Source organism: Bacillus norwichensis, from assembly GCF_014836955.1.
GTDB lineage: Bacteria > Bacillota > Bacilli > Bacillales > Bacillaceae_C > Siminovitchia > Siminovitchia norwichensis.
Map to the genome: position 1 here is coordinate 1 of NZ_JACSPV010000017.1, position 24,399 is coordinate 24,399.

Consider the following 24,399-nt stretch of genomic DNA (forward strand, 5'->3'; position numbering starts at 1 on the left):
GCATACGATATTGAGCATAGGGTATTGGTTATGACGACGGAGCAGCTTGCTGCGGCAGTACATCGCCATTCACCGGAGGAGACTACGATGGAAGAGTCGTTTAAAGGGTTTGCATTGAGCGCGCGAGCAACGCTGGAACCGCCAAATTATGCTTATATTGATTATGATCAGATTGAGTCGGATGTTGTAGGTTATGAAGAATTTGAGGAGGTTTACCAAGATATCCGGGATGAGGGGAAACAAGATATTTTGCAGTTGTTTGGCTATCCCACGTCTCAGCATGATGATGAGGAGTACGAAGCGGCACTAAGACTTCTTACTGGCCAAGATTATGACTACAACAAGGACTCAGCTTTGAACCAAATTACAAAGAAGCTTGGAGGAGATAAGGATAAGGCGAAGCAGGAGATCGAGGATATTGTGATGCTGCTCGAGATCGATACAGATGATGACGTCGGATTTTGCTGGTGGGATGCGGGAGTATTACATTATTTTATTCGCAAAGAAGATTTGCTGGCAGGGCGATTTGACCGTACATATTGTTCGCTTTATTCCAGCTAAACAGGTAACACGTACCTTGCTTTTGCAAAAAAGATGATCTAAAGAATTGTGAAATTAACTCAGTTATTATGATAAAACCTATATTATTCGTTATTAAATATAATCTTCAATAAGAAATTAAAAAAGTAAATCGAATGATGCCAATACTTTTTTATGTAGATGTCTTGAAAGAAATTAAAAAAACGTGATAATATGGTTAAATCAGTGTGTAGAGATATTGGTCTTTTTTGGCCAAAAATATATGTCTCGCGATACGTCTACCATATGAAATATTATTTGTGGAGATGATCAATATGCACGAGGAAACAAGATTACCGAGAAATGGAAAAGAATTTGTATTATTCTTAGCCATCATTTCAATACTTTCAGTCAACATTATCGCACCTCTTATTATGGGATTTAAATTTGGATTCAGTAAAGAAGTGTATTTTGAAACCATACAAGTAATTCCCTTTGTATGGGTTTGTGTCGTCTTATTGGTGACACTTGTTGTAAATCCAATTGTTAATAAACTTGTCCAAAAGTTTATTGAACCTACGGACAGTTTTAATGCAAGAGTATTATTCACGATATTATTTAGTGTGACCATTCTGTCCATTTTACTGACAGTTATCGGATCTTGGATTGGCATGAGAGGCATTAGTTTGGAACCGATTCAAACGTTCTTTTATGATTGGCCACGTAACTTTTTCATCGCATTTTGGGTTGAAATTTTGATCGCACAGCCGATAGCAAGATTTGCAATGAAAAAATTACATGCAGTTCAGGTACGTAAAGCTGTAAATGTGTAGCAAATAAACAAGTTAGTAGCCGATTGGTTTTAATAAAAAATCAATAGGCTTTTTCTTATAGGAAAATGTAAGTATTATTCATACAGTATGTCAGCTAAAGAGGATGATAGGTATATTTTATATTTAAAAATCAATCTTCAACCATTTGTCGTTTTTCCGTAGGGAAAATTGTTCTCTTTCTTTATATTAAGAGCTATTTGGTCCAAGACTTCCCCTTTTGAACTTTTTGAATGTTAGTTGTATAGTATAATAATGAAGTGTACAAAAAATTAATAATCGTTTATGAACTGGAAAACTGTAGCTAGGGTTCCGCTATTTATTAAGGTCTGTGACCGAGGGCTACATCTTTTACAAAATGTAAAAGGCACCTATTGACATAAAAGGTCCGAGGGGAAAGGTTCAGCGTATTTGGTATGCGTTGAATTCTTTCCTTTTGGACTTTTTCTATTTTAAAGGAGGTTTAATGGTATGAAGAGAATTGATGAATTAAAAGCTGGAGTTGCTGTTATTATTTTCAATGAAGAGAATCAAGTTTTGTTACAGAAAAGAGCTGATGTAGGGCTATGGGGTATTCCTTCAGGACATATAGAAATAGGGGAAACAGTTTCTGAGGCAGCTATCAGGGAAGTTAAAGAGGAAACTAATTTGGATATAAGAATTAAAAAGCTGATTGGTGTTTATTCTGATGTTCATTCACAAATTTTTACTTATCCAAATGGTAAAGTAGTTCATTTTATAACATCTTGTTTTCTAGCTGAAATTACAGGTGGAGAACTTAGATGTAATTCAGATGAATCACTTGAAATCAAATTTTTTGGACAAGAAGACCTACCAAAGAACCTATTGAAAATGCATCCTAAATGGTTAGAGGATGCGCTTGCTCAAAGAGATTTGGCTTTCATTCGGTAGAATCCTCATTGAGATAAAGAGGGCTTTTCTATCATTAGCTGGATGAAGGGTAATAATGTCGTGAATAATCTTCGTTCAAGGATGCGATTTTTGAAAAAACTTCAGCTTTAATATGACTCTATTGCCCTGTTTCGATAAGATAGGTATAGTTCAATATCCACACCATAAAAATTCAGTCAACGTTGTTGTGAGCTAGAACCATATATTTTGTTTTGAAAAAAGGGATAAATGAGTTTTGAAGGAACGAACAGCTTTCCTTATTTTAACATCAGCAGAAGTCCCCCACTTCTGTAAGTGGTGAGATGAATTTATATTGGTATTCCATTCATTAGGGTTTAAACCCTAATGAATAAATTTAAAGCCTACGGCGGATGCCATAGATTTTCAGAGGATTGCGGAACTCGATAAAAACTGGACGCAAATAAGCCAAGGTGCATTTGATTCTCTAAGATTCTAGTTCCCCGCGGCTATCCGCGGGGAACTTCATTCTGAATCTAATTCCCCTTTAAGCACGCTGAGATACGGTAAATAAAAGCTTCACTACAATTTGATCAATACTTCCGTGCCGTCCTGAGCCTGGACATCGACTAGTACTGTTCCTTTGCAATGTTGCAACTCTTTTATGAGCTGTCTGATCGCTTGCTGCGTGCTTCGATTTTCGAGAATTGACAGCATGATATCACTCACAAACTGGTTGCTGTCCGAATCAAAATCAGCCTTCCGGCTCGAGTGCTCATCTGCATGTCTGTCTTGCTTCTTTAGCCAACCCTTCACTTTGTGTTGAACTAAATTGGAAGTCAGGATTCCGCTTCCCATGCGCAATATGGCATAAGGGATCGGAATTGTAAAAGAGTGCTCTTTGCTCTTAACTCTCACAATCATCATGATCTATCACTCAATCACTACGGTGACGGTATCCTTTTCACCGGATTGGATGTCAATGATTTGCCCGTCAAGCTCGTTTTCGATTGCATCAATCATCAGATCGATATCGATATCCTTCACATATTTCGCAGCTTGTGGAATATTGGACGCAATGCTGTGCCCCGCTCCGAGAACAGCCTTCACCAGTTTAATGGGTAAATTGATGTTGACATTATCATTTTCTTGGGATGTTACCCGTATTTTCAACGTTTTGTCTAAATAACCGTTGGATGTTGATGATAGTTTCTTTGAGTAATCGGGTTTTGAGGTATGAGCCGTTTCCTTCTCCTTCAGTGCATCAATCAACTCCGAAGCTTTGTTTGGATCAATTTTACCTTCTTGCAACATAGACAGCACTTTGCTGATTTCTTCTTTCATCATTTCTTCCTCCTTAATCATCTTTCAACATTTTGACCGCTTCATCCGCAGTGATTTCACCATTCTCTAACATGGAAATAATCTTCTTCTCATCGACTTCCGGCTTCTTCTGTGTATCGTATCCAAGGGCCGTAATGATGTCATTGAGCTTGCCGCGCACCGTCGGATAAGATATGCCGAGCTCTTTCTCCACTTCCTTTATGTTACCTCTATTCACAAGAAAGGTGATCACAAAATGGAGTTGTTCTGGCGAGAGTAGAGCCAGCTTTGATAATTCAAACGTGTTTTCAATCGTTGTCCTGCAATGTCCACATTCAAGCTTGACGGCGTGCAGTGGATTGTCGCATACAGGACACTGTGTGATAATAGGATATTTCATACTCGACTCCTTTCTTTTCTTGCATTATAGATCAATATATTAAATTTGTAAATGAAAAAACTTAATTATTTTAATTCGATAATTAATTTCATTGATTATGTGAGTTGATAAATTAAATATTTTAAAAAACCATTTAAAAAAGTCTCGACGAGTCGATAGGGATGGCGCTCAGTTTCAGTCCGGTCCAACCCTACTGATCATTAGGACGCTTTTTATTTTGGACTGATTTATGGAAAATGCAGCTCGAAAGTGATGATCAGTCAAAGTCTAATTTTAAGAATTCAATCGTGCAAACAGAATATTTTATGCTTATACGATGGTTCGGAAGCTTAGTGCTTGGTAAAAGGAAGGATGTCTGTTCCAATAACACTGAAAAACACAAACGATCCTCTTAGAATTCTGATTTTTTGTTCATTTCAAGTCGAACTTTATTTTAAAAGAACAGTATGATAGTATATTAACATAAAATGACCGATAGTCGGTCTATTATGGGGAGTTGTATCAAATGAGAGTAACAAAAAAAGCCGAGGAGCGCAGAAACGAAATACTTGATGCAGCGGATGAGCTTTTTGGTCAGAAGGGTTTTGACGGGACAACTACAAAAGATATTCTCGAAAAGGTAGGTATTGCGCGCGGAACATTGTATCACCATTTTAAGTCGAAGGAGGATATTATGGATGCGCTGATTGAGCGCTATAATATCCGTCTTTTGGGAGCGGCACAGAAAATTGCTGCAAACAAGAGCATACCTATAGTTGAGCGTATTATCCGTGTTGTTATGGCGCTGAACATAAACGGCAAAAGCAGTACAGAAATTATGGAGCACATTCATCAGCCGCAGAACGCGCTTATGCATCAAAAAATACAAAAAGTCATCATCACCGATGTCCCGCCGATATTGACGGAGATTATTCAAGAAGGAATTGTGCAGGGAATATTCAATACGCCGTTTCCATATGAGTGCATGGAAATGGTTGTAATTTATGCAACGACAGTTTTTGATGGCGATATGGTTGCTATGACAAACGAGGAACGCTTTTCACGAATGCTTGCTTTTATCTGTAATGTAGAAAGGCTGCTTGGTGCTGAAAAGGGAAGTTTGATGGATACTTTGAAAATGTTTGGGATGGAAGAAGGAGACAACGATGGATAACTTGGTGAAATCTTTCAAAAAATTTCTTCTGCTATGGCCGGGTTAGCTTGTTTCCGTTATAGGAGGAGGTCTTTGCTGACAGTGTGGGAAAAATCACCGGTACGGTAGCGGTAGGGGAACAGGATTCCTTTTTATAATTGCAGGAATTTTACTATATGTAATATCAGTCATCCTATACAACTTAAAGTCGGTGAAAAAGCTTGAACAAAGAGGTGACTTATGTATTACAGAATAATTCGAAATGATATTTTAAAAAGCAAATTGATTACATTTACAACTATGATATTTGTTACTGTAGCAGCTGCGCTTGTTGCTCTCTCAGCGATACTTGTTGTAAATCTTTCGGGTGCGATAGACACACTCATGAAGCAGGCGAAAACTCCGCATTTTATGCAGATGCATTCAGGTGATATTGATACTGAACGACTTGCGAATTTCGCGGACCAGAATAGCCAGGTCGATGAATTTCAGGTGAATGAATTTCTCAATGTTGATGGCGCGAAGATTGTAATTGAAGGAACTTCGCTTGCAAATAATATTCAAGACAATGGCTTTAGCACACAAAGCGAGAAATTTGATTATCTTCTGGATCTGGGCGGAGAAGTTATAACTGTATTAGATGGTGAGATTTATGTTCCAGTGGGATACATGAAGGATGGAACTGCAAAAGTTGGTGACACGCTAGTAATAGACAGAAAAAAGTTTACTGTTGCAGGGTTCTTACGCGATTCACAAATGAATTCATTGCTTGCCTCTTCCAAAAGGTTTCTTGTAAGCGAAAATGATTATGCAGCAATAAAAGATTTCGGAAATACCGAATATTTGATTGAGTTCAGATTAAAGGACTTATCCGCGATTAGCACATTCGAGGCTGCATACACTTCCGCAGGGCTTGAAGCAAACGGGCCGACTATCACATATCCACTTTTTAAAATGCTTAATGCCATTTCCGATGGCTTGATGATTGCTGTCATCCTTCTTCTGAGTGCACTTGTCGTAGCAATCGCATTGATGTGCATACGTTTTACGCTCTTAGCGAAAATCGAAGACGATTACCGCGAAATAGGTGTGATGAAAGCAATGGGGCTGCGCGTTTCTGACTTAAAAAAGATTTATCTTGTGAAATATGCTGCGATCGCGGCAGTTGGTTCTATTTTCGGATTGGGACTTTCGCTTGTGTTCAGAGGTATGCTTCTTGAAAATATCCGGCTTTACATGGGAGAAAGTGATCATTATTTTTCTGCTTTTTTATGCGGAATAATCGGTATACTATTTATGTTTTTTGCAATTATTCTCTATGTGAACGGAGTGCTGAGACGCTTTCGAAAAATATCTGCCACCGAAGCTATTCACTTTGGCACTTCACAGGAGAAAACACTGGGGGCCAAGCGTTTTACTCTGAGTGACAACAGGCTTTTTAACATAAATATTTTTCTCGGTATCAAAGATGTTCTTACAAGGAAAAAACTGTACGTCACAATGCTTGTAGTGCTGATGATTTCAATATTTATCATTATTGTTCCGCAAAACTTGTATAACACCATCTCCTCAAAAAGCTTCACCACATATATGGGGATAGGGAATAGCGATATGCGTATTGACATTCAGCAGACCGATCATATGTCTAAAAAGGCTGAGGAAATCATAAATACAATGAGCAACGATCATGCGATTTCGAAGTATGCTGTGCTAACAACAAAACCGTTTAACATGAGGTTGGAGGACGGTACGAAGGAAAGGTTAAAAATAGAGCTTGGCGACCATTCGAAATTTCCAGTTGATTATTCTGAGGGCGCTGCCCCCGCCTCAAAAGATGAAATTGCGCTTTCGGCCATGAATGCCGATGAACTAAATAAAAAAGTCGGCGACATCATTACTCTGGAAAATAAGGGAGAGGAAAGGAATCTCACGGTCAGTGGCATTTATTCCGACATAACCAATGGAGGGAAAACAGCAAAGGCTGTTTTTACCGATAATTCTGTCGATATTATGTGGTACGTGATCAGTGTTGAGTTTTCAGATCCATCACTTATCGGCAATAAGGTTTCGGAATACGCGGATAGATTTGATTATGCGAAGGTCTCAGATATTGATGAGTATATTGAACAGACATACGGATCAACAATCGACTCCATTCGAAAGGCTTCTTTTGCCTCAATTGTCGTTGCGCTGATGATTACGGTTTTGGTTACGCTTTTGTTTATGAAAATGCTTCTTGCAAAGGACAGATACTCCATCGCTGTAATGAAATCGTTTGGTTTTACAAATTTTGATATTACAGTGCAGTATATTGCACGTTCGGTTTTTATTCTACTTGTTGGAGTTGTTTTTGGAACGCTTCTTGCCAACACACTTGGAGAGATGCTTGCAGGAGCGGTGATTTCATCATTCGGAGCGTCGACGTTTAAGTTTGTTGTCGATCCACTTTCTGCTTATCTGTTAAGCCCGTTAATGATGATCTGTTCAGTAATTATTGCAACCATTATCGGCACATTAGGCGCGGGACAAATAAAAATAGCCCAAAATATGAAGGAGTAAATGATGAAGAAGATGATTATCGGTGAAAGTATAGTAAAATCTTTCGGGACAGGTAATGAAAAGCACCTTGTTTTAAATGGCGTGTCCGCCTGCATAAACGAAGGAGATTTTGTTTCAGTTATGGGGCCTTCGGGCTCAGGGAAATCAACATTGATGTATGCGCTGAGTGGGATGGATGGAATTGACAGTGGAAAGGTATCTTTTGCAGGCAGGGATCTATCAAAGCTGAGTGAAAATGAGCTTGCTGATTTACGCAGAACCAAAATGGGTTTTATTTTTCAGCAGCCGACTTTGCTTAAAAACCTGAACATTCTCGATAACATTATTCTTCCTTCCATGCGGGATAACCGAAAAAATGCTGCGGGGATTATAAAAAAAGCAAGAGTGCTTATGAATAAGGTTGGGATTGCAGAATTGGAAAAGCGTGATATTACTCAGGTATCAGGAGGGCAGCTTCAGCGAGCAGGGATTTGCCGTGCACTGATTAGTAATCCAAAAGTCATTTTCGGTGACGAACCGACTGGAGCGCTTAACTCTAAAGCCGCAGAGGAAATTATGGACATTATTTCTGAAATTAATAAAGAAGGTACAACAGTTATACTTGTGACTCATGACGCAAAAATTGCAGCTAGGACTGAGCGCATTATGTTTATGGGGGACGGGAAAATCGTGAGCGAAATGCGGTTCGAAAAATTCACTGGAACAGATATGGATGACAGAATGGCAAAAGTCACGGAAAAAATGCGGGAAATCGGAATATAGTAGGCTGTTTACGAATGACATGATTTTGGTTCAATGTGAGATTTATAGAATAAGGTTTTCTGTCAATCCTGTTGTTCTAAATCCATACATCAAAAGGATAAGAAATCTCTATGCATTGAGAGTGGATTTGTGAAAAAATTTCTCGAAATGATCATTTGCTGCTCCAGCGCTTTCAATGTACAGAATTGAGACTACTATGGGAAGTATGAAACAATTGCGGTTGCTCCCAAAGATAAAAAAATAAGTGAGCTACAATAGAGTAATTCTTTTATTTGAAGAATAAACACAAAGTAATGTAGAAGCGATTTCCTATGAAAAATTATCAGGATGATTCGCGAGGAATGGAATGAGCAAAATTTTACAGTCATTCTTAGAAGAGAATTTTACAGGTTTAACGTTAAGGCCAGCCCTATTTTATTCATGGAAATATGGTCTTCGTTTTGAAATTTCAATACCGTGCAGACCACATTTTGAAAAGGATAATCTAATGCAAATTCTTCATCGGACAAATACCTGTTTGATAAGGTGTTTGGAGAAGAGGATGAATTTTTGTTTGTTACAGATGTATATACTGCTAAACACAGTCTTTTGCTTCAACAAAAACCTTTAAATGTATATCGAAAATACTTAAAAGATAAGGAAACGTTATATCAATTAAAGCATTATCTTTTACCCAGTGTTTTTGAGGGCGATGAACAATCTGTCACTCATCGCTTTGTGCTTTCTTGCAAGAAAAGGGAAATAAAGCATCACCACGTTTTACAGGCAATTAGTCATAAAGATTTTGCACCTATCATTTTGAAAAATAATCTGGAAAGTGGATATGATATCTATTTTGTTAACCTTACGAATAAGATTATATTTCATTTATACGATGATCGCGGCTGTGATATCATCGCGTCAGATAAAGAAGCTATACGGTTCCTATATGATGAATATAATGGGTGGATTTTGGATTATGATCGAGAAGAGATCAATAGAGTGTTTTAATAGATGAGCGCTGTCCTGTCACAAGGATAGACGCTCATTTTATTTGCAGACGGTTTAACTCTGAGATGAAAGCGTATTAGCATTCCATTCAGCAGGGGTTTTAAAACCAGGCTCAATCTATTTAAGCATCCGGTGAATGGTCAGAGGAAATGTATCCAGCAGAGCTCGATACTATCAAATACGCCTATGCGTATTTGATAGTATCGTTTTGTAGTCGTAGAAAGGGGTATCTGACTGAGCTTTCATTAGTCAGATGTGAAAGTTTTTTTATTGACACTTAATGCTTTATATCTTAATATGTACATATGCTCATATAATCAATTATAAGGAGTTTACGAAGCTTTTATCACGTTGTTCGATGTATCAAAAAGATTAGAGGCGATTTAACATCCTTCTTTATTGAGCAAGATGATTATGTTATTAAGTTTTTGAAACGAGCAATTGATTACATAGGGAGGTATTCATATGGCACATAACCATGGGCACGACCATACACATGGTACAAATAAAAAAGTATTATTGATTTCTTTTCTAATCATTACTAGTTATATGGTTGTCGAGGCGGTCGGAGGATTTTTAACGAACAGTCTCGCTCTCTTGGCAGATGCAGGACATATGTTGAGCGATTCGATTTCGTTGGCAATTGCACTGATCGCATTTAAATTTGGTGAAAAGACAGCTAGCAAATGTAAGACTTTTGGCTACAAGCGATTTGAAATCTTGGCAGCGGTTTTAAATGGAATGACATTAATCATCATTGCGTTGTACATTTTTTATGAAGCTGTAAAACGGTTCGCAAATCCTCCTGAAGTGGCTACAACTGGGATGCTGATTGTCAGCAGTATTGGGTTAGTCGTTAATATTTTTGTCGCATGGATTATGATGCGCAAGAGTGATGTTGAAGAGAATTTGAATATGCGAGGCGCTTATCTTCATGTCATTGGTGATATGCTTGGGTCCATAGGCGCAATCGTTGCCGCATTACTCATGATGTTCTTCGGCTGGGGCTGGACAGATCCATTGGCGAGTGTCATTGTTGGATTCCTTGTATTGAGAAGCGGCTATTTTGTTGCAAAGTCCGGACTACATGTATTGATGGAAGGTACACCTCAAAATGTGGACATAGACGAAGTCATCCATACAATCGAGAGCGAAAAGGGAATTCAAAGCATACATGATCTGCATGTTTGGTCTATAACGAGCGGCTTAAACGCGCTTTCCTGCCATGCAGTTGTGAGCGATGAAGTGACGATTGCGGAAAGTGAACAATTACTTCGCAATATCGAACATCAACTTGCACACAAAAATATTAATCATGTAACAATTCAATTGGAAACATCGGCGCATCTGCATGATGACTCAATATTATGCCAAATGAAACCTGAATCATCCGATCATCACCACCAGCATCATTAGAACAATAATGAAATATTGAAACTAGTAAGGCATGTGTTTTTTGCTTGATTATTAATAGTCCTTTTAATAATATTATGCTTATAAAAGTGTTTGAACGTCTTCGTGGAGGGGACGACAGAGGTTTAAAATAGGTAACGAAATTGCTCGGTACTGAGGATTTTGTTTTTAGTTGCTGATAAAATATGATCATTACACATAACGCTCAAAAATAAAGCTCTGTTGTATAGGGCTGGAAGACTCTCGGTAATGAGAGAGGACAGTAAGATGTCTCTTTCCACTTTGGCAGGAGAGGGACAGCGGTTCGAACCTAGTTGGAATCACTGCTGTTAAAGAAGCGTTTAACCTAAATAAGGGTTAAACGCTTCTTTTTTAAGGCTAAGTTTATCTATAATCATCAGAAAATATCAGTTTCAATTGCCGGGCGGTTTTAACAAAAATTTAATAACAGACGGGTGAGATCAAGACATTATGTGGTTTATTTTTTCTATTTTAGCGGCTGTCTCTTGGGGGGCAGCAAATCTTTTTTACAAAAAAGGCTCAGATAGCAGCGACAGGTACAGCCATCTTAAGATTGTAACAATGGTTGGGTTCGTCATGGGGATTCACGCAGTTTTATATATGCTTGTGAAAGGAATTAGCTTTGATCCTTTTGATATGGTCAGATATTTTCCCGTTTCCGCTATGTATATTTTGTCAATGACAATCGGGTATATTGGACTGAGATATATTGAATTATCAATCGCTGCGCCAGTTCAAAACTCTTCTGGAGCCGTTAGTGCGATATTATTATTTATATTTTTCCCGAGGGAAATGAGTTTCATAGAGATTTCAGGAATTGTTTTTGTCACAGCTGGTGTAATCGGGCTGGCTATCTTTGAAAAACAAGCAGACAATGTAGCTTTGCGAGCAAGTAATGAAGTCATCGACAAAAAGTATCAAATGGGAGTATTGGCCATCACCTTCCCCATCCTATACAGTCTCATTGATGGATTAGGGACCTTTGCTGATGGAATATATTTGGATGAAATGAAGCTTATCAGTGAAGATTCAGCTTTATTGGCATATGAATTCACATTCCTGATTGCAGCAATCATCTCCTATTTTTATGTGAAAATCATCAAGCAGGAATCTTTTGTCATTTTCAAAGAACGTGATAAAGGATTAGCTGCCATCCTTGAAACGGTTGGTCAATTCTTTTACGTGTTTGCGATGGCAGGTAATGCAATTATTGCCGCACCACTTATAGCGGCGCATGGAATTTTTTCGGTGATATTATCCCGTATCTTCTTGAAAGAAGTATTGAGCTTTCGCCAGTATCTCATGATCGCAATCGTTATGCTGGGAATCATATTATTGGGAATAATGGAAGGCGGATGATTGTTCAAGGTATTTGTTTATTTGATATGATAATAAAAAATGAGTTTTTTGAAAGGGAGATATTATGCTAGATTTGTTAAGATCACATGCTTCAGTTCGGAAATATAAAGATGTGCCGATTTCGGATGAAACGTTCCATGAAATGCTTCATGCTGCTCAGCATGCAGCTAGCTCTAACTTTGTCCAAGCTTATTCTGTCATACGCGTGAAGGATCAGGTTAAAAGGGCTAAGCTGGCAGAACTATCGAAAAACCAACAATATGATTCAGCCGCGTTAGCACTTGTTTTTTGTGCAGATTTGAAGAGGCTGGAGCATGCAGCTGCTCTTCACGGGAAAAAAATATTGGCTGGCGCGACAGAAAGTTTCCTTGTCGCCGCAATTGATACAGCGTTGTTTGCCCAAAACTTTGTTGTGGCGGTGGAGTCGAAAGGTTACGGCATTTGTTACATAGGAGGCGTTCGTAATAATCCGGGACCAATCAGTGATTTATTGGGGTTGCCTGATCATGTTATTCCTTTGTTTGGCATGACCGTCGGTGTACCCGATGAAGCAAATGAAGTGAAGCCGCGCCTTCCAATTACCGCAATTTTACATGAAGATACATATGACGAAGATAAGTACGATGACATTCTTAAACAGTATGACTCTGTTATGAAAGAATACTACCATAATCGTTCCTCCAATAATAAAAGCAATGGATGGACAGATATTATGGCAGCTTTCTTGTCTGCACCGCGCAGAACATACATGCTTGAATTCCTGCAATCAAAAGGATTTCTAAAGAACTAAATGAAGAAGCTCCTCTCTCAGTCAGCTAGGCTGAGAGTTCTTTGTTTTCACTTGAAATTTTTTGTGTCTTAAGTCATGGTGAAATGTGTTTCTTTTCTTTATTTCAAGGACTTGATACTAGGTATATTAGCTAGTGAGAAATAGGTATTAAGAATCAAAGATAGGCTTAATTACATCAAAAAACTAGGAATTTTGTCATGATTTGCTATAATGATATTTATAATCGTTTAGTTTTAAATCCAGATAAAGGCAAACTTATTGAAAAGTAAGGACGCAAAGCTACGGACCTAAAGCTCATTGCTATGGTGGCCGAGTTGCCAAAGGAAATTGGACACTACAGGTGGGCCCTTTTTTCTTGGGCGCACCTTTTTTTCTTTTGAAGGGAGGTATGAATTTTTGTCTGCTGAAAGCTTTATTCAAATGGACCAGTTTTATCATTTTTTTCAACCGATTTACGACATAAAAAGTAGTAAAAAAGTAGGGTATGAGGCGCTTTTTAGACATGAAACATACCCAAACCCTGAAGTAGCTTTTCAAACGGCCAAACAAGAAAATTGCCTTTATGATTTGGATTCCCAGTCCATTTATAAAGCTCTTTCAAGTTTTTATTCAGTAGATTCAAGGGAAGAACTCGGAGTCCTGTTTTTAAATATTTTCCCGTCGACCATTCTAAATCCGAATTTTCCAGATTTCGTTCAGCAAATAATTGCCGACAATGACACAGTCAATCAACAAGTAGTCTTGGAGATATCTGAATCAGAGGCAATTCCGGACTTGGAAAGTTTAAAATATCGGTTATTTGGACTCCGGCAGGATGGATTTTTAATCGCAATTGACGATATTGGGAGAGGATACTCAAGCGCAGAAACCATTATTGAATTAGAGCCCGATTACTTAAAGTTGGATCGTTACCTTGCTCAAGATTTACATATATTACAAAAAAAGCAAGAGTATATCTCGGTTTTTAAAAACTTTTGTGAAAAAACCGGAAGCAAATTGATATTAGAAGGTGTGGAAACAGAAGAAGAACTTCAAATGGCAAAAGCGTTGGGAATTTCAGGAGCCCAGGGCTATTATCTTGGGAAACCAGCTTTATTACAATCTGTATTTATTTAAATTTTGGAGTAAACAAAATGCCAGGATAAGGAGCATTATTAATGTCAGCAATTCAAGAAATTAGTAGATATGATGTATTGTTATCACAATTTCCCTTTAAAAAAATACCAGTTAATTCTGTAGATTACGATTCGCTAAAGAGGATGTTTGATTTTCTATATGAATATACAGACATTTACCAGCTTGCCTTTTTAAGAGGAGAGACGATGTTCCAATATTTGAAGTATCATCAAACCATGCAATTTGAAATCATTTCTTTTGCCCAAGCAATACAAGACATTAAAATATTTACTTTCTATTTAAAAAATGAAAGAGCGATTAATAATGATTTAAGGCTTGACTTTTCATTGCAAAATTATCATTTATGGGAAAGTTTATAAATCCTAATTGTCTAAACGAAAAATTTAGATGGTTTTTCGGTTTGCGTTTTTGTGAAACTTTTTTACTACATTTTGAAGACGGCATCCCTAATCTACTAAAGATTGCTGGAAAGAAGCCGATACATAATTTGTAGAATATATGTCGAAGAAATAGGGATTAAGACCTATTGTGAGAATAATGTTGAAAACGCAAACGGCAAAGAGGAGGACGAAACATGAGTTTTTTTGGGCTTGGTAAATCAACTAGCAAAAAAGAAGATGGAATGAATCATAGTGAAAAAGTGAATACAAAGGTTGGTACAAAGATAGGGGATACTTCTATATTGGATAAAATCAATATGATCAACCTTACCGAAAAAGATCTGAAGCTCCTCAAAAGTATTCAGCCACTGGTTAAGGAAAATATTGAACGATTAGTTGATGATTTCTATTCGATTGTTATGAAGGTTGCAAGTTTAAAAGAGATTATTCAGAAGAACTCCACTGTCGAGCGCCTGAAGAAAACCTTAAGAGTTCATATTATAGAGATGTTTGATGGGAACATAGATCAAAGCTTTATAGATAAACGATTGAAAATCGCAAAGGTGCATTATGTAATCGGATTGGAACCAGCATGGTATATGGGATCGTTTCAAGGTATTCACGATACGCTTACTCATCTAGCATTTAAGAGTGTAAAAGATAAGAGAAAGTTACAATCACTTCTTTCAGCTATCAATAAAATTCTAAGCTTGGAGCAGCAAATCGTTCTTGAAGCATATGATCGGGAAAACATGATAAAGTTAAATGCTCAGTTTGAAGAAGGGAAGATTTATCTTAAAAACCAAATGACTTCCGTGAGTGAAGGACTGGTTGCCCTTGCTGAACAGACACAGGCATCTGTCGCCGCTTTGAGTAAAAATATTCATGAGGTAAATGAAACGACTACAGAGAACAATGAGCAGTCTATCTTAGCTAAAAATCATGCACAAGATGGACAGAACAAACTAAAGGAATTATTAGAAAAAATCAGCGTTATGGATAATTATTCAAGAGATATGATTGAAAGCATCCATCGCCTGGGAGAGTCCTCTAATCAAATTTCCAGTGTTATTCACATTGTTCAAGATATTGCTGAGCAAACGAATATTTTAGCTTTGAATTCAGCCATAGAAGCAGCAAGGGCTGGCGAACACGGAAGGGGATTTGCTGTACTTTCCCAAGAGGTGCAAAGCCTTGCTGAGCAGACAAAGAATTCCATCTCACAAATTCACGAACTGATTTCTAACTCCAACCTGTATAAGGAACAGGTGATAAAGTCATTGAAGCATGTGGAAGAAGCGTTGATGTCCGGTATTGCAACATCTGAACATACTCATGAAGCATTTCAGAATATTGCTCAGTCCATCCAGCAAAACAGCATGACGAATATGAAGGTCCAGGAGCAGATGGGTCAGCTCGTTGCCGTTGTCAATGAAATTGAAAATGCTTCAGCAATTGTGACGTCATCTGCAGAACAATTGAATGAAACCGCAATGGCTTAGGTTTTTTTGAGGTGCGAAAATAACCGGGTTGAATCAGAACAATCACATTATTTCCCCCTCTTAGGGGGTTTTTTTGTAAGGAAGAAAATATACTTTGTTATGAAAAATGGGTATTTAATACTTCATTCAGCAGAAACCTCCCGCTTTTGAAAGTGATGAGATGAAGCATATGGATATTCCATTGAGCAGGGTTCAAAACCAGGCTGAACAAAGTTAAAGCATCCGACGGATGCTACAGGTTTTCAGAGGAAATTTATTGAGTTAAGCTCGATAAAACCTGGGCGCAAATATGCGAAAGCGCATTTGATAAGAAGCTTTTATTATCCGGATGGGACGTAAAGGAAGTACTAGTGCAAGCAAAGCGACAGGATGCGGCGGCTTGGCTTGAGCGGCCAGACGCCATCGCAAGGATTAAGCCAATTACTTTTGAAGGGAAATTTTGCGGCATTTCTCTTATGCTTGCCGCCTAAGGATGCGCACTTTGCGCTTTTTAAAAAAATGAGAATAGAGAAGACAGCATGACTAGGAAGGTGAGCCCTGAATGAAATTATTACATTGGTTTCTTAATCTAAAAACAGCGACAAAGCTTTTAACGGCTTTTATATTTATCGCATTCTTACAGGCGGGTGCCGGATACTTTGGATTATCAGGTTTGGGCAAGGTTAATGATGATCTCGATCTTATCTATGAAGAAAGCCTGAAACCGATTGAATACATGTCACAAGCGCGAAATAATTTCCAAGTATTAAGCTTAAAATGGCGCGACATTAATTTAATCGACTCTCCGAACGAAAGAGACGGCTTGCTGATGGATGTCAATACACTCAGAAAAGAAATTACACGTTATTTTGAATTATATAGGGACAGACCTTTAAACGTAAACCAGGAAAGGCTGCTTGAAACCTATGATAGGGTGTGGGAGGAATATAACACGAAATACGATGAATCCGTACAGCAAATTGTCAACGGAACAGGCGATTATAAAGCTTATATGGGTGGCGATTTTAACAACCTTCAGCTTCAACTGGTCAGTATTATGAACCAATTGGTGGAATCGGATATGAAAAGAGCCGACAAAGCCAAAAAGGAGTCTGACAATGTACATACGACATCAAGAATTATTACATTGTCTAGTGTGATCATCACTTTAATCATCTGTGTTGCTTTCGGAATATTTATTTCCCGTATCATTTCTCGTCCACTTAAACGTGTGGTTGATCTCGTAGAAAAAATTGCTGATGGGGATTTGACAGAAACAGCTAATATAAATACTCGGGATGAGGTGGGCATTCTTGCGCAATCTGTCAACCGCATGGTAATCAATATCAGGGGAATGATTCAAAATATTTTAAGTGCTGCAGAAAATTTATCGGCGTCATCTGAGCAGGTATCAGCGAGTACCGAGGAAATTGCGAGCGCAAGTGCCAATCAGGCAAATGCTGCACAAACAATGAATGAATTATTTTTGGAATTATCTGAAGCGATCAATGCGGTGGCGCAAAATACAGAGCAAGCAGCTGAGTTGTCTAACAAAACAATTCAGATTGCCCATGATGGTGAACAAGTCGTTTTATCATCTGTGGACGGCGCTAACCATGTAAGTGATAATATATCGAGTTTGGAAGAAGATTCAAACAAAATTGGAGAAATTATTGGAGTAATCGATGATATTGCAGATCAGACAAATCTTTTGGCGTTAAATGCTGCTATTGAAGCCGCGAGGGCAGGAGACCAAGGAAGGGGATTCGCTGTCGTGGCGGAAGAAGTCCGCAAACTGGCCGAAAGAAGCGGTGAAGCTACAAAGCAGATCACGATGATTATAAAAAGCATGCAGGAAAACACAGTACACAGTGTAAAATCAGTGCAAGATGGGCTAGTATACACGAAGCAGTCGGGAGAGGCTTTTGAAAATATTATTCAAATGATTAATGAAACTGGCAACAAAGTGACGGAAATTGCAAGTGCCAGCGAGGAGCAAGCAGCTCAATCGGAAGAAGTACTGTCTTTCATTGAGAGCATTTCTGCTGCGACTGAAGAGGCAACGGCAAGCAGTCAAGAAACAGCGTTGACTGCACAAAGCCTAATTGACTTGGCTGAAGAATTGAATGCATCTGTATCAGCATTTAAATTATCGTGAATGAGTAGAGTGTAACAAATAAAATTTCGTTTTGGAGGTACAGGGAAAGAAAAATACGAAATCAAAGGATGTCAAAAATGCGTTGGTTCATCAATCGGAAAACATCATTCAAATTAATAGCTTCATTTATTATCGTTGCTTTTATTCTTACAGGTGTATGTGCCTATGCGATATCAAATATGAAAAAAATGAATGTGAATGTTGGTAGCCTTTATATTGGATCGATTATTCCAATGAAGGATCTGAATGAATCGAAGTTTGAACTCCAGAAATTAAGAAATGTATGGTTGGATATTGTATTGTTTTATCCCGAAACTGACAATAAAGTGAAAATGGAAGAAATCAAAATGCTCAGAGAGAATATTGTGAAAAATTTCAAAAGCTACACTGATTCCTACTTGGGCTACGGAGAAGCGGCTGAGCGAAAGGCGCAAGAGATTTATGAACAGTTCACCGCGGAGTTCGACGCTTACAATCAATCTTATGACGAGGCAATCCGGTCGGTTTCTGACGGCCGGAACAGCTTCGAACAATTGGATCAAGGATTGAAAGAGTCCAATGAGCGTTTAATCAGCTATATTGATGAAATCTGGGCTGTAGATATGTCGATGTCGACAGAGGAATATCATGATTCGGAGAATATGTATTCTACTTCGTTAGTCGTCATGATTACAGTAGCTATACTTACATTAGCTCTTTGTATCTTTGTGGGGCTTTTGCTGACAAGAATGATTGCTCGTCCACTCCAGGATATGGCAGATTTGATGGAAAATGTGGCTACAGGAGATTTGACCGAGACTGCAAAGATTCAGTCAAAGGATGAAGTTGGAATGCTGGCTCAGTCTGCCAATAGGATGATTGCTCATTTAAAAGATATGATTAGAAATGTTTTAAGTGCGGCTGAAAATCTATCAGCCTCCGCTGAGCAGGTATTAGCAAGCACGGAGGAAATTGCTGGTGTCAGTGTCAATCAGGCGAACGCCTCGCAAAAAATGTATGAGCTGTTCAAAGAGCAGTCAGGAGCAATCCAAGCCATAGCGCAAAACACAGAGCAGGCTGCAAAGCTTGCCAATGATACAATTCAAATTGCTGAAGATGGGGAAAAAGTAGTGCTATCTTCAGTTGATGGTACGAATGTTGTAAGTAATCAAATGGAAAGATTAGAGAAATATTCCAGCAGGATTGGCGAAATCATCATGGTCATTGACGATATTGCATACCAGACGAATTTACTGGCATTAAATGCAGCAATTGAAGCTGCACGTACTGCAGAACAAGGCCGTGGATTTGCTGTGGTAGCAGATGAGGTTCGAAAGCTTGCAGTAAGAAGTGGTGAAGCAACACATCAGATCACTTCAATTATCAAGGGTATGCAGAAAAACACAGCAATTAGTGTGAAATCTGTGCAAAAAGGACTTGCTTTTACAAGGCAATCCGGTGAAGCCTTTGAAAATATTATTCGGATGATTAATGATACAGGCAATAAAGTGACGGAAATAGCAGGTGCTAGTGAGGAGCAGGCAGCCCAGTCGGCAGAGGTTCTTACGTTTATTGAAGGCATTTCAGCTGCGTCGGAGGAAGTGATGGCAAGCAGCGATGAAACAGCAGCAACCTCTCAGAACTTAATAGAATTAGCAGAGGAACTGAATTCATCAGTTGCTGCATTCAAATTATCCTAAGTTACCATTATTTTCATTAAATGGAATTAATAAGAAAAATCATTTTGATAGAGAATGATCAAAATGGTTCAATGACAGGCTTTCCTTGACATCGGAAAAGAAGAATTTTAAGTAAGGAGTGTTTTAAGAATGAGTTGGTTCATCAATAGAAAAACTTCATTCAAACTATTATCATCTTTTATTTTCATAGCGATCATATTGGCTGGAGTAAGCACCTTTGCAATCATCAATATGAAAAAAATTAATATAATTGGCGCAGAGATGTACACTGCTGCATTAAAGCCAATGGAAAATATGGCTAATGCCAAGAATGACCTTCTGCAATTAAGAATTGGCTGGCGAGATGTTACACTGGCTGATTCCGAAGCTTCCATTGATTCAAAGATGGAAGAAATAAAGAAAAATCGGAAGGCTATTGCTGAAAATATTACAATTTATACAAAATCCTATGAGACTGAAGGCCTGGAGGCACAGCAGGAGGCTCAGGAATTCCATGATAGATTTATGTCAGATTTTGAAGCCTACAACAAAGTATTTGATGAAGCAGTTCAAGCAGTAAAAAAAGACCGAAGCAGTTTCCAAAAACTCGATGCTGAGTTGAATGGATACCATGATCGCTTAACAACCTATTTAGAAGAGATTTGGGACGTGGATATGTCAATTTCTGAAGAGGAATACCAAAACTCTGAAAATATGTTTTCCACCACGATAAAAATCATGATTACCATCGTTATATTGACACTTGGAATTTGCATCGCTCTCGGTTTCTTCCTGACAAAGATCATAGCACGCCCTCTTCATGAGATGGCACAAATCATGGAGAATGTAGCTGAGGGGGATCTGACTGAAAAAGCTAATATTCAAACGAAGGACGAGGTTGGAATACTTGCACGATCCGTCAATCATATGATTGATAATTTAAAGGGCATGATTAAAAATATCGTCATTGCTGCGGAAAACCTATCTGCATCTTCTGAGCAGGTTTCGGCCAGTACAGAAGAGATTGCCAGTGCAAGTGCCAATCAAGCAACCTCTGCACAAACAATGAATGAATTGTTCAGAGAATTATCAGAAGCTATTAATGCGGTAGCACAGAACACAGAGCAGGCTGCAATGCTCGCAAATAAAACAATGAAAATTGCGCAGGATGGGGAAAAAGTGGTTCTGTCTTCTGTGGAAGGAGCTAATCTTGTTAGTGACCAAATGGCCCACTTGGAGCAAGACTCCAGTAGAATTGGAGAAATTATCGAAGTCATTGATGATATTGCAGATCAAACGAATTTACTGGCTTTAAATGCAGCGATTGAAGCTGCTCGTGCAGGAGAGCAAGGTAGAGGGTTTGCGGTTGTGGCTGACGAGGTTCGCAACCTTGCAGAAAGAAGTGGAGAAGCGACGAAGCAGATTTCTGCTATTATCAAGGAAATGCAGGAAGCTACAGTATTAAGTGTTCAATCAGTAACTGAGGGTGTTACCTCTACCCAGCGTTCTGGTGAAGCTTTTGGAAATATTATTCAGGTCATTAATGAAACAAGCAATAAGGTGACGGAAATTGCTGGTGCTAGTGAAGAACAAGCAGCCCAGTCGGCTGAAGTGCTCACGTTTATTGAAAACATATCTGCTGCAACTGAGGAAACATCGGCAAGCAGTGAAGAAACAGCTTCTACTGCCCAAGTACTTACCGATTTGGCAGAAGAGTTGAATGCATCGGTGGCTTCCTTCAAGGTGAATTAAACAATTGCTTGTGAAATTTTACACTGTGATGATTGATAAACTCACATTAAAATGCTCCTAAAGTAAATCTGTCGGGAGCTGGGAGAAAGCTGGATGCAACCTTAAAAAGCGCGAGAAATCAACGTTTCTAAAATTGATTTCTCGCGCTTTTCTGATGTGATTTATCAAAGCTTTACTTAAAAATAAACCTATCCCAGCCTTGGCTGATTTTGCCTTTTTGGTAGTCGTGACCGTTTTTAATGGGAGCTGCTCGCAAAGGGAATCTTTCGCTACTTATTATTCCAGTTTTGATTGCTAGTCGCTTAAGCTAGGTCTCTTTCACCACTAATAGTGACTAAAAGCCCTTAAGAATTGTTCCTGCAAACCGCTAAGATGAGAATTTTTCTTCACTTATCATGCCCGTTTTGACTGAAAGTAAAAAAGGGCAGGTAATTATTTTTCTGAACATTCTAATTTTATTCCTTTACTTTGTGACGAATCATTTAATTTGAAATTTCATATGCAGAAGAATTATTTCGAACTAAAACAAATGTTTGAAAAATGCATATTAAAAACAGGTTACATTTACCGATAAAAAAACTAATAGTGAGGACATTCTTTAGTATTGATATTTTAACAAAAATTAACAAATTTAAGTTTTGTTGAAGATAAATATAGTCAATTATTACTAAGTTCATGTTTGTTCTACTATTATCGGAAAAAGCAGCGAAGGAGGGCCTGTATGAAGAAAGAATGCTCTTATTAAAACAGAATGCTCAAAACCGAAAAGCTGGAAAATGTGTGTTTCTATATTGGGCGTCTTCTTTCAGAATAGCTATAGAACGCACGAGGAAATGTTAATTTAAGGGGATGCTGAGAATATGCGTTGGTTTCTAAATAGAAAAACGTCATTCAAATTATTATCAACTTTTGTACTCATTGCTGTGATACTTGCTGGTGTAAGTATCTATTCAATGTCAACCATGAAGAAACTTCGAGGAAATGTCTGGATGACATATGAAAAAACGCTAGTTCCTATGAGTCATCTTACTCAAGCTCAAATCGATCTGTACAAATTAAAAATTTTGTGGCAGGAAATGGCATTGTCTGATTTGAAAGCGGATAACTCAAAGAAATTAGAAGAGATCAAAACGTTGAGACAGGAAATTGAAAAAAATGTAAACATTTACGCAGATGTCTATTTGGATTTTGGAGAAGAGATTCAACAGCAAGGGGAGAGATTTCGTGAAGAGTTTACTTTGAATTTTGATTATTATAACAAAACATATGATGATGCTATTCAAGCTGTTTCTACAAATCGAAGCAGCTTTCAGCAAAAGGATGAAGAATTGAATAAATTACATGAAGGGGTAACGAACTATATCGAGGAGATCAAGGATGTTGATATGGAGATCAATGGAGAAGAATACATAACGACTGGAAACGCCTATTCGATCTCTATAACTATTTTGATTATCGTTTCAATACTAACGTTCTTGATGTGTATCGCCCTTGGGCTCTTCCTTACTAGGATTATTGCTCGTCCCCTTCATGAAATGGCAAATCTGGTAGAGAAGGTAGCCGATGGGGATTTGACCGAAACAGCTAATATCAAGACGAAAGATGAGGTAGGGAAACTGGCTCAATCTTTCAATACGATGATTTTAAACTTAAGGGCTACCGTTCAAAACATATTAAGTGCGGCAGAGAACCTATCTGCGTCATCTGAACAGGTTTCAGCCAGCACGGATGAAATTGCCAATGCCAGCGCCAATCAGGCAAATGCAGCACAAACGATGAATGAGCTGTTTAGGGAATTGTCTGAAGCCATCAATGCGGTTGCGCAAAATACGGAACAAGCGGCGGAACTTGCCGGCAAGACTATCAAAATTGCACAGGATGGGGAAAAAGTACTTCATTCCTCAGTGGAAGGGACTAACCATGTTAGTGACGAGATGACAAAGTTAGAGGAAGATTCTCATAAAATCGGGGAAATTATCGAAGTCATTGATGAAATTGCTGATCAAACCAATCTATTGGCGCTTAATGCCGCTATAGAGGCAGCTCGTGCCGGGGAACAAGGACGCGGATTTGCCGTTGTGGCTGACGAAGTACGTAAACTGGCAGAACGAAGCGGAGAAGCGACGAAGCAGATTACTACAATCATAAAGGGAATGCAGCATCACACGGCACTTAGCGTTAAATCTGTTCAGGAAGGACTTGTTTATACACAGCAATCAAGTGAAGCCTTCGAAAATATCATCAACATGGTGCATGACACGGGCAATAAAGTAACAGAAATTGCCGGTGCGAGTGAAGAACAGGCAGCACAGTCGGCAGAAGTACTTACATTCATTGAAAGCATTTCCGCTGCAACTGAGGAGGCTTCCGCAAGCAGCGAAGAAACAGCGACAACAGCCAATGCACTAACCGAACTCGCAGAAGAATTAAATGCTTCAGTAGCAGCTTTTAAAATAAATTGATTGAACTCCCGTAAGCTCCGGCCAAGACCGGAGCTTTTGTATTGAACAACTTAAAAAGGCTGAAAAGTGAATTTTCAATGACGACTGTAAAAAATATCATGATTATGCCGATAAAAAGGGTAGCCGTTATTATATTGAGCTAGTAACGAAAGAGTCCTGATTTTTAACTTCATTCAGCAGAAGTCTCGCAATTCTGTAAGTGGTGAGATGAAGGATATTGGTAATCCACTCAGTATGGCTTCAAACCAGGGCTGATAAAATCTGTGTACAAGTACGCCAATGTGCATTTTATCAGGTAATAAACTGGTAGTGCCTCAAAAGTTCTGCGGGAGACCTGTCTGATTTTTGCGGAAAATGTCATTCATACAATGGGCAATTTGAGCACTATTACAGTATTTTGAGA

At 38.5% G+C, this 24,399-nt stretch carries 19 protein-coding genes, 2 pseudogenes and 1 riboswitch; of the genes and pseudogenes, 18 read left to right on the forward strand and 3 right to left on the reverse strand.

The window, feature by feature from the left end; translation table 11 throughout:
• The 3 genes from H9631_RS11150 to H9631_RS11160 form a co-directional block, all read left to right on the forward strand.
• A partial coding sequence (locus H9631_RS11150; RefSeq protein ID WP_191812793.1) for a DUF1963 domain-containing protein occupies positions 1-561 on the forward strand: 561 nt, incomplete at its 5' end.
• 293 nt (positions 562-854) lie between these two features.
• The gene (locus tag H9631_RS11155; protein ID WP_191812794.1) at positions 855-1,352 is read left to right on the forward strand and encodes a hypothetical protein; all 498 of its coding nucleotides are present in this window, start codon (positions 855-857) and stop codon (positions 1,350-1,352) included.
• 468 nt (positions 1,353-1,820) lie between these two features.
• Positions 1,821-2,261 (forward strand): NUDIX domain-containing protein, encoded by a 441-nt coding sequence (locus H9631_RS11160; RefSeq protein ID WP_191812795.1) that lies wholly within the window; start codon positions 1,821-1,823, stop codon positions 2,259-2,261.
• Positions 2,262-2,801: 540 nt separating this feature from the next.
• Here H9631_RS11160 and H9631_RS11165 read toward each other — a convergent pair.
• From H9631_RS11165 to H9631_RS11175, 3 genes are read right to left on the reverse strand one after another with little or no spacing between them, the layout of a single operon-like run.
• The gene (locus H9631_RS11165) at positions 2,802-3,146 is read right to left on the reverse strand and encodes a hypothetical protein (protein WP_191812797.1); all 345 of its coding nucleotides are present in this window, start codon (positions 3,144-3,146) and stop codon (positions 2,802-2,804) included.
• Positions 3,147-3,152: 6 nt separating this feature from the next.
• Positions 3,153-3,563, reverse strand: coding sequence for an SHOCT-like domain-containing protein (locus H9631_RS11170; protein WP_191812799.1), 411 nt, complete (start codon positions 3,561-3,563; stop codon positions 3,153-3,155).
• Between the two features lie 13 nt (positions 3,564-3,576).
• Entirely contained in the window at positions 3,577-3,942 is a 366-nt protein-coding gene (locus H9631_RS11175; RefSeq protein WP_191812801.1) for a DUF2089 domain-containing protein, read from the reverse strand.
• 505 nt (positions 3,943-4,447) lie between these two features.
• Here H9631_RS11175 and H9631_RS11180 point away from each other — a divergent pair.
• From H9631_RS11180 to H9631_RS22855, 15 genes and pseudogenes are all read left to right on the forward strand, one after another.
• Positions 4,448-5,095, forward strand: coding sequence for a TetR/AcrR family transcriptional regulator (locus tag H9631_RS11180; RefSeq protein ID WP_191812802.1), 648 nt, complete (start codon positions 4,448-4,450; stop codon positions 5,093-5,095).
• A 219-nt stretch (positions 5,096-5,314) separates the two neighbouring features.
• A complete protein-coding gene (locus tag H9631_RS11185) occupies positions 5,315-7,633 on the forward strand; it encodes an ABC transporter permease (RefSeq protein ID WP_191812804.1) in 2,319 nt (772 codons plus the stop codon).
• 3 nt (positions 7,634-7,636) lie between these two features.
• A complete protein-coding gene (locus tag H9631_RS11190) occupies positions 7,637-8,395 on the forward strand; it encodes an ABC transporter ATP-binding protein (RefSeq protein ID WP_191812806.1) in 759 nt (252 codons plus the stop codon).
• 346 nt (positions 8,396-8,741) lie between these two features.
• Positions 8,742-9,385: pseudogene (locus tag H9631_RS11195) on the forward strand (DUF3885 domain-containing protein).
• A 465-nt stretch (positions 9,386-9,850) separates the two neighbouring features.
• Positions 9,851-10,801: a cation diffusion facilitator family transporter gene (locus H9631_RS11200; RefSeq protein WP_191812808.1), complete on the forward strand. Its 951-nt coding sequence runs from the start codon at positions 9,851-9,853 to the stop codon at positions 10,799-10,801.
• A gap of 468 nt (positions 10,802-11,269) precedes the next feature.
• Complete coding sequence (locus H9631_RS11205) at positions 11,270-12,178, forward strand: EamA family transporter (RefSeq protein ID WP_191812810.1); 909 nt, start codon at positions 11,270-11,272, stop codon at positions 12,176-12,178.
• 64 nt (positions 12,179-12,242) lie between these two features.
• Entirely contained in the window at positions 12,243-12,968 is a 726-nt protein-coding gene (gene nfsA / locus H9631_RS11210) for an oxygen-insensitive NADPH nitroreductase (protein ID WP_191812812.1), read from the forward strand.
• 238 nt (positions 12,969-13,206) lie between these two features.
• A riboswitch (cyclic di-GMP riboswitch) is annotated at positions 13,207-13,290 on the forward strand.
• Between the two features lie 74 nt (positions 13,291-13,364).
• Positions 13,365-14,084, forward strand: a complete 720-nt coding sequence (locus H9631_RS11215) for an EAL domain-containing protein (RefSeq protein WP_191812814.1) — start codon at positions 13,365-13,367, stop codon at positions 14,082-14,084.
• Between the two features lie 41 nt (positions 14,085-14,125).
• Positions 14,126-14,464: a hypothetical protein gene (locus H9631_RS11220; RefSeq protein ID WP_191812816.1), complete on the forward strand. Its 339-nt coding sequence runs from the start codon at positions 14,126-14,128 to the stop codon at positions 14,462-14,464.
• 215 nt (positions 14,465-14,679) lie between these two features.
• Positions 14,680-15,987, forward strand: coding sequence for a globin-coupled sensor protein (locus H9631_RS11225; protein WP_191812817.1), 1,308 nt, complete (start codon positions 14,680-14,682; stop codon positions 15,985-15,987).
• A 541-nt stretch (positions 15,988-16,528) separates the two neighbouring features.
• Positions 16,529-18,124, forward strand: coding sequence for a methyl-accepting chemotaxis protein (locus H9631_RS11230; protein ID WP_191812819.1), 1,596 nt, complete (start codon positions 16,529-16,531; stop codon positions 18,122-18,124).
• Positions 18,125-18,201: 77 nt separating this feature from the next.
• Positions 18,202-19,803, forward strand: coding sequence for a methyl-accepting chemotaxis protein (locus tag H9631_RS11235; protein ID WP_191812821.1), 1,602 nt, complete (start codon positions 18,202-18,204; stop codon positions 19,801-19,803).
• 129 nt (positions 19,804-19,932) lie between these two features.
• On the forward strand, positions 19,933-21,534 hold the full coding sequence (locus tag H9631_RS11240; protein WP_191812823.1) for a methyl-accepting chemotaxis protein: 1,602 nt from the start codon (positions 19,933-19,935) through the stop codon (positions 21,532-21,534).
• An 860-nt stretch (positions 21,535-22,394) separates the two neighbouring features.
• Positions 22,395-23,180 (forward strand): annotated as a pseudogene (locus H9631_RS22850) (HAMP domain-containing protein); the annotation flags it as partial.
• A complete protein-coding gene (locus H9631_RS22855) occupies positions 23,172-23,996 on the forward strand; it encodes a methyl-accepting chemotaxis protein (protein WP_404801737.1) in 825 nt (274 codons plus the stop codon). The pseudogene H9631_RS22850 and the gene H9631_RS22855, both read left to right, overlap by 9 nt.
• The last annotated feature ends 403 nt before the right edge of the window (positions 23,997-24,399 follow it).

Excerpts from the sequence above, each read along its gene's own strand:
- H9631_RS11155 (WP_191812794.1), top strand. The coding sequence starts at position 855 with ATGCACGAGGAAACAAGATTACCGAGAAATGGAAAAGAATTTGTATTA.
- H9631_RS11160 (WP_191812795.1), top strand. The coding sequence starts at position 1,821 with ATGAAGAGAATTGATGAATTAAAAGCTGGAGTTGCTGTTATTATTTTC.
- H9631_RS11165 (WP_191812797.1), bottom strand. The coding sequence starts at position 3,146 with ATGATGATTGTGAGAGTTAAGAGCAAAGAGCACTCTTTTACAATTCCG.
- H9631_RS11170 (WP_191812799.1), bottom strand. The coding sequence starts at position 3,563 with ATGAAAGAAGAAATCAGCAAAGTGCTGTCTATGTTGCAAGAAGGTAAA.
- H9631_RS11175 (WP_191812801.1), bottom strand. The coding sequence starts at position 3,942 with ATGAAATATCCTATTATCACACAGTGTCCTGTATGCGACAATCCACTG.
- H9631_RS11180 (WP_191812802.1), top strand. The coding sequence starts at position 4,448 with ATGAGAGTAACAAAAAAAGCCGAGGAGCGCAGAAACGAAATACTTGAT.
- H9631_RS11185 (WP_191812804.1), top strand. The coding sequence starts at position 5,315 with ATGTATTACAGAATAATTCGAAATGATATTTTAAAAAGCAAATTGATT.
- H9631_RS11190 (WP_191812806.1), top strand. The coding sequence starts at position 7,637 with ATGAAGAAGATGATTATCGGTGAAAGTATAGTAAAATCTTTCGGGACA.
- H9631_RS11200 (WP_191812808.1), top strand. The coding sequence starts at position 9,851 with ATGGCACATAACCATGGGCACGACCATACACATGGTACAAATAAAAAA.
- H9631_RS11205 (WP_191812810.1), top strand. The coding sequence starts at position 11,270 with ATGTGGTTTATTTTTTCTATTTTAGCGGCTGTCTCTTGGGGGGCAGCA.
- nfsA (WP_191812812.1), top strand. The coding sequence starts at position 12,243 with ATGCTAGATTTGTTAAGATCACATGCTTCAGTTCGGAAATATAAAGAT.
- H9631_RS11220 (WP_191812816.1), top strand. The coding sequence starts at position 14,126 with ATGTCAGCAATTCAAGAAATTAGTAGATATGATGTATTGTTATCACAA.
- H9631_RS11225 (WP_191812817.1), top strand. The coding sequence starts at position 14,680 with ATGAGTTTTTTTGGGCTTGGTAAATCAACTAGCAAAAAAGAAGATGGA.
- H9631_RS11230 (WP_191812819.1), top strand. The coding sequence starts at position 16,529 with ATGAAATTATTACATTGGTTTCTTAATCTAAAAACAGCGACAAAGCTT.
- H9631_RS11235 (WP_191812821.1), top strand. The coding sequence starts at position 18,202 with ATGCGTTGGTTCATCAATCGGAAAACATCATTCAAATTAATAGCTTCA.
- H9631_RS11240 (WP_191812823.1), top strand. The coding sequence starts at position 19,933 with ATGAGTTGGTTCATCAATAGAAAAACTTCATTCAAACTATTATCATCT.
- H9631_RS22855 (WP_404801737.1), top strand. The coding sequence starts at position 23,172 with ATGATTTTAAACTTAAGGGCTACCGTTCAAAACATATTAAGTGCGGCA.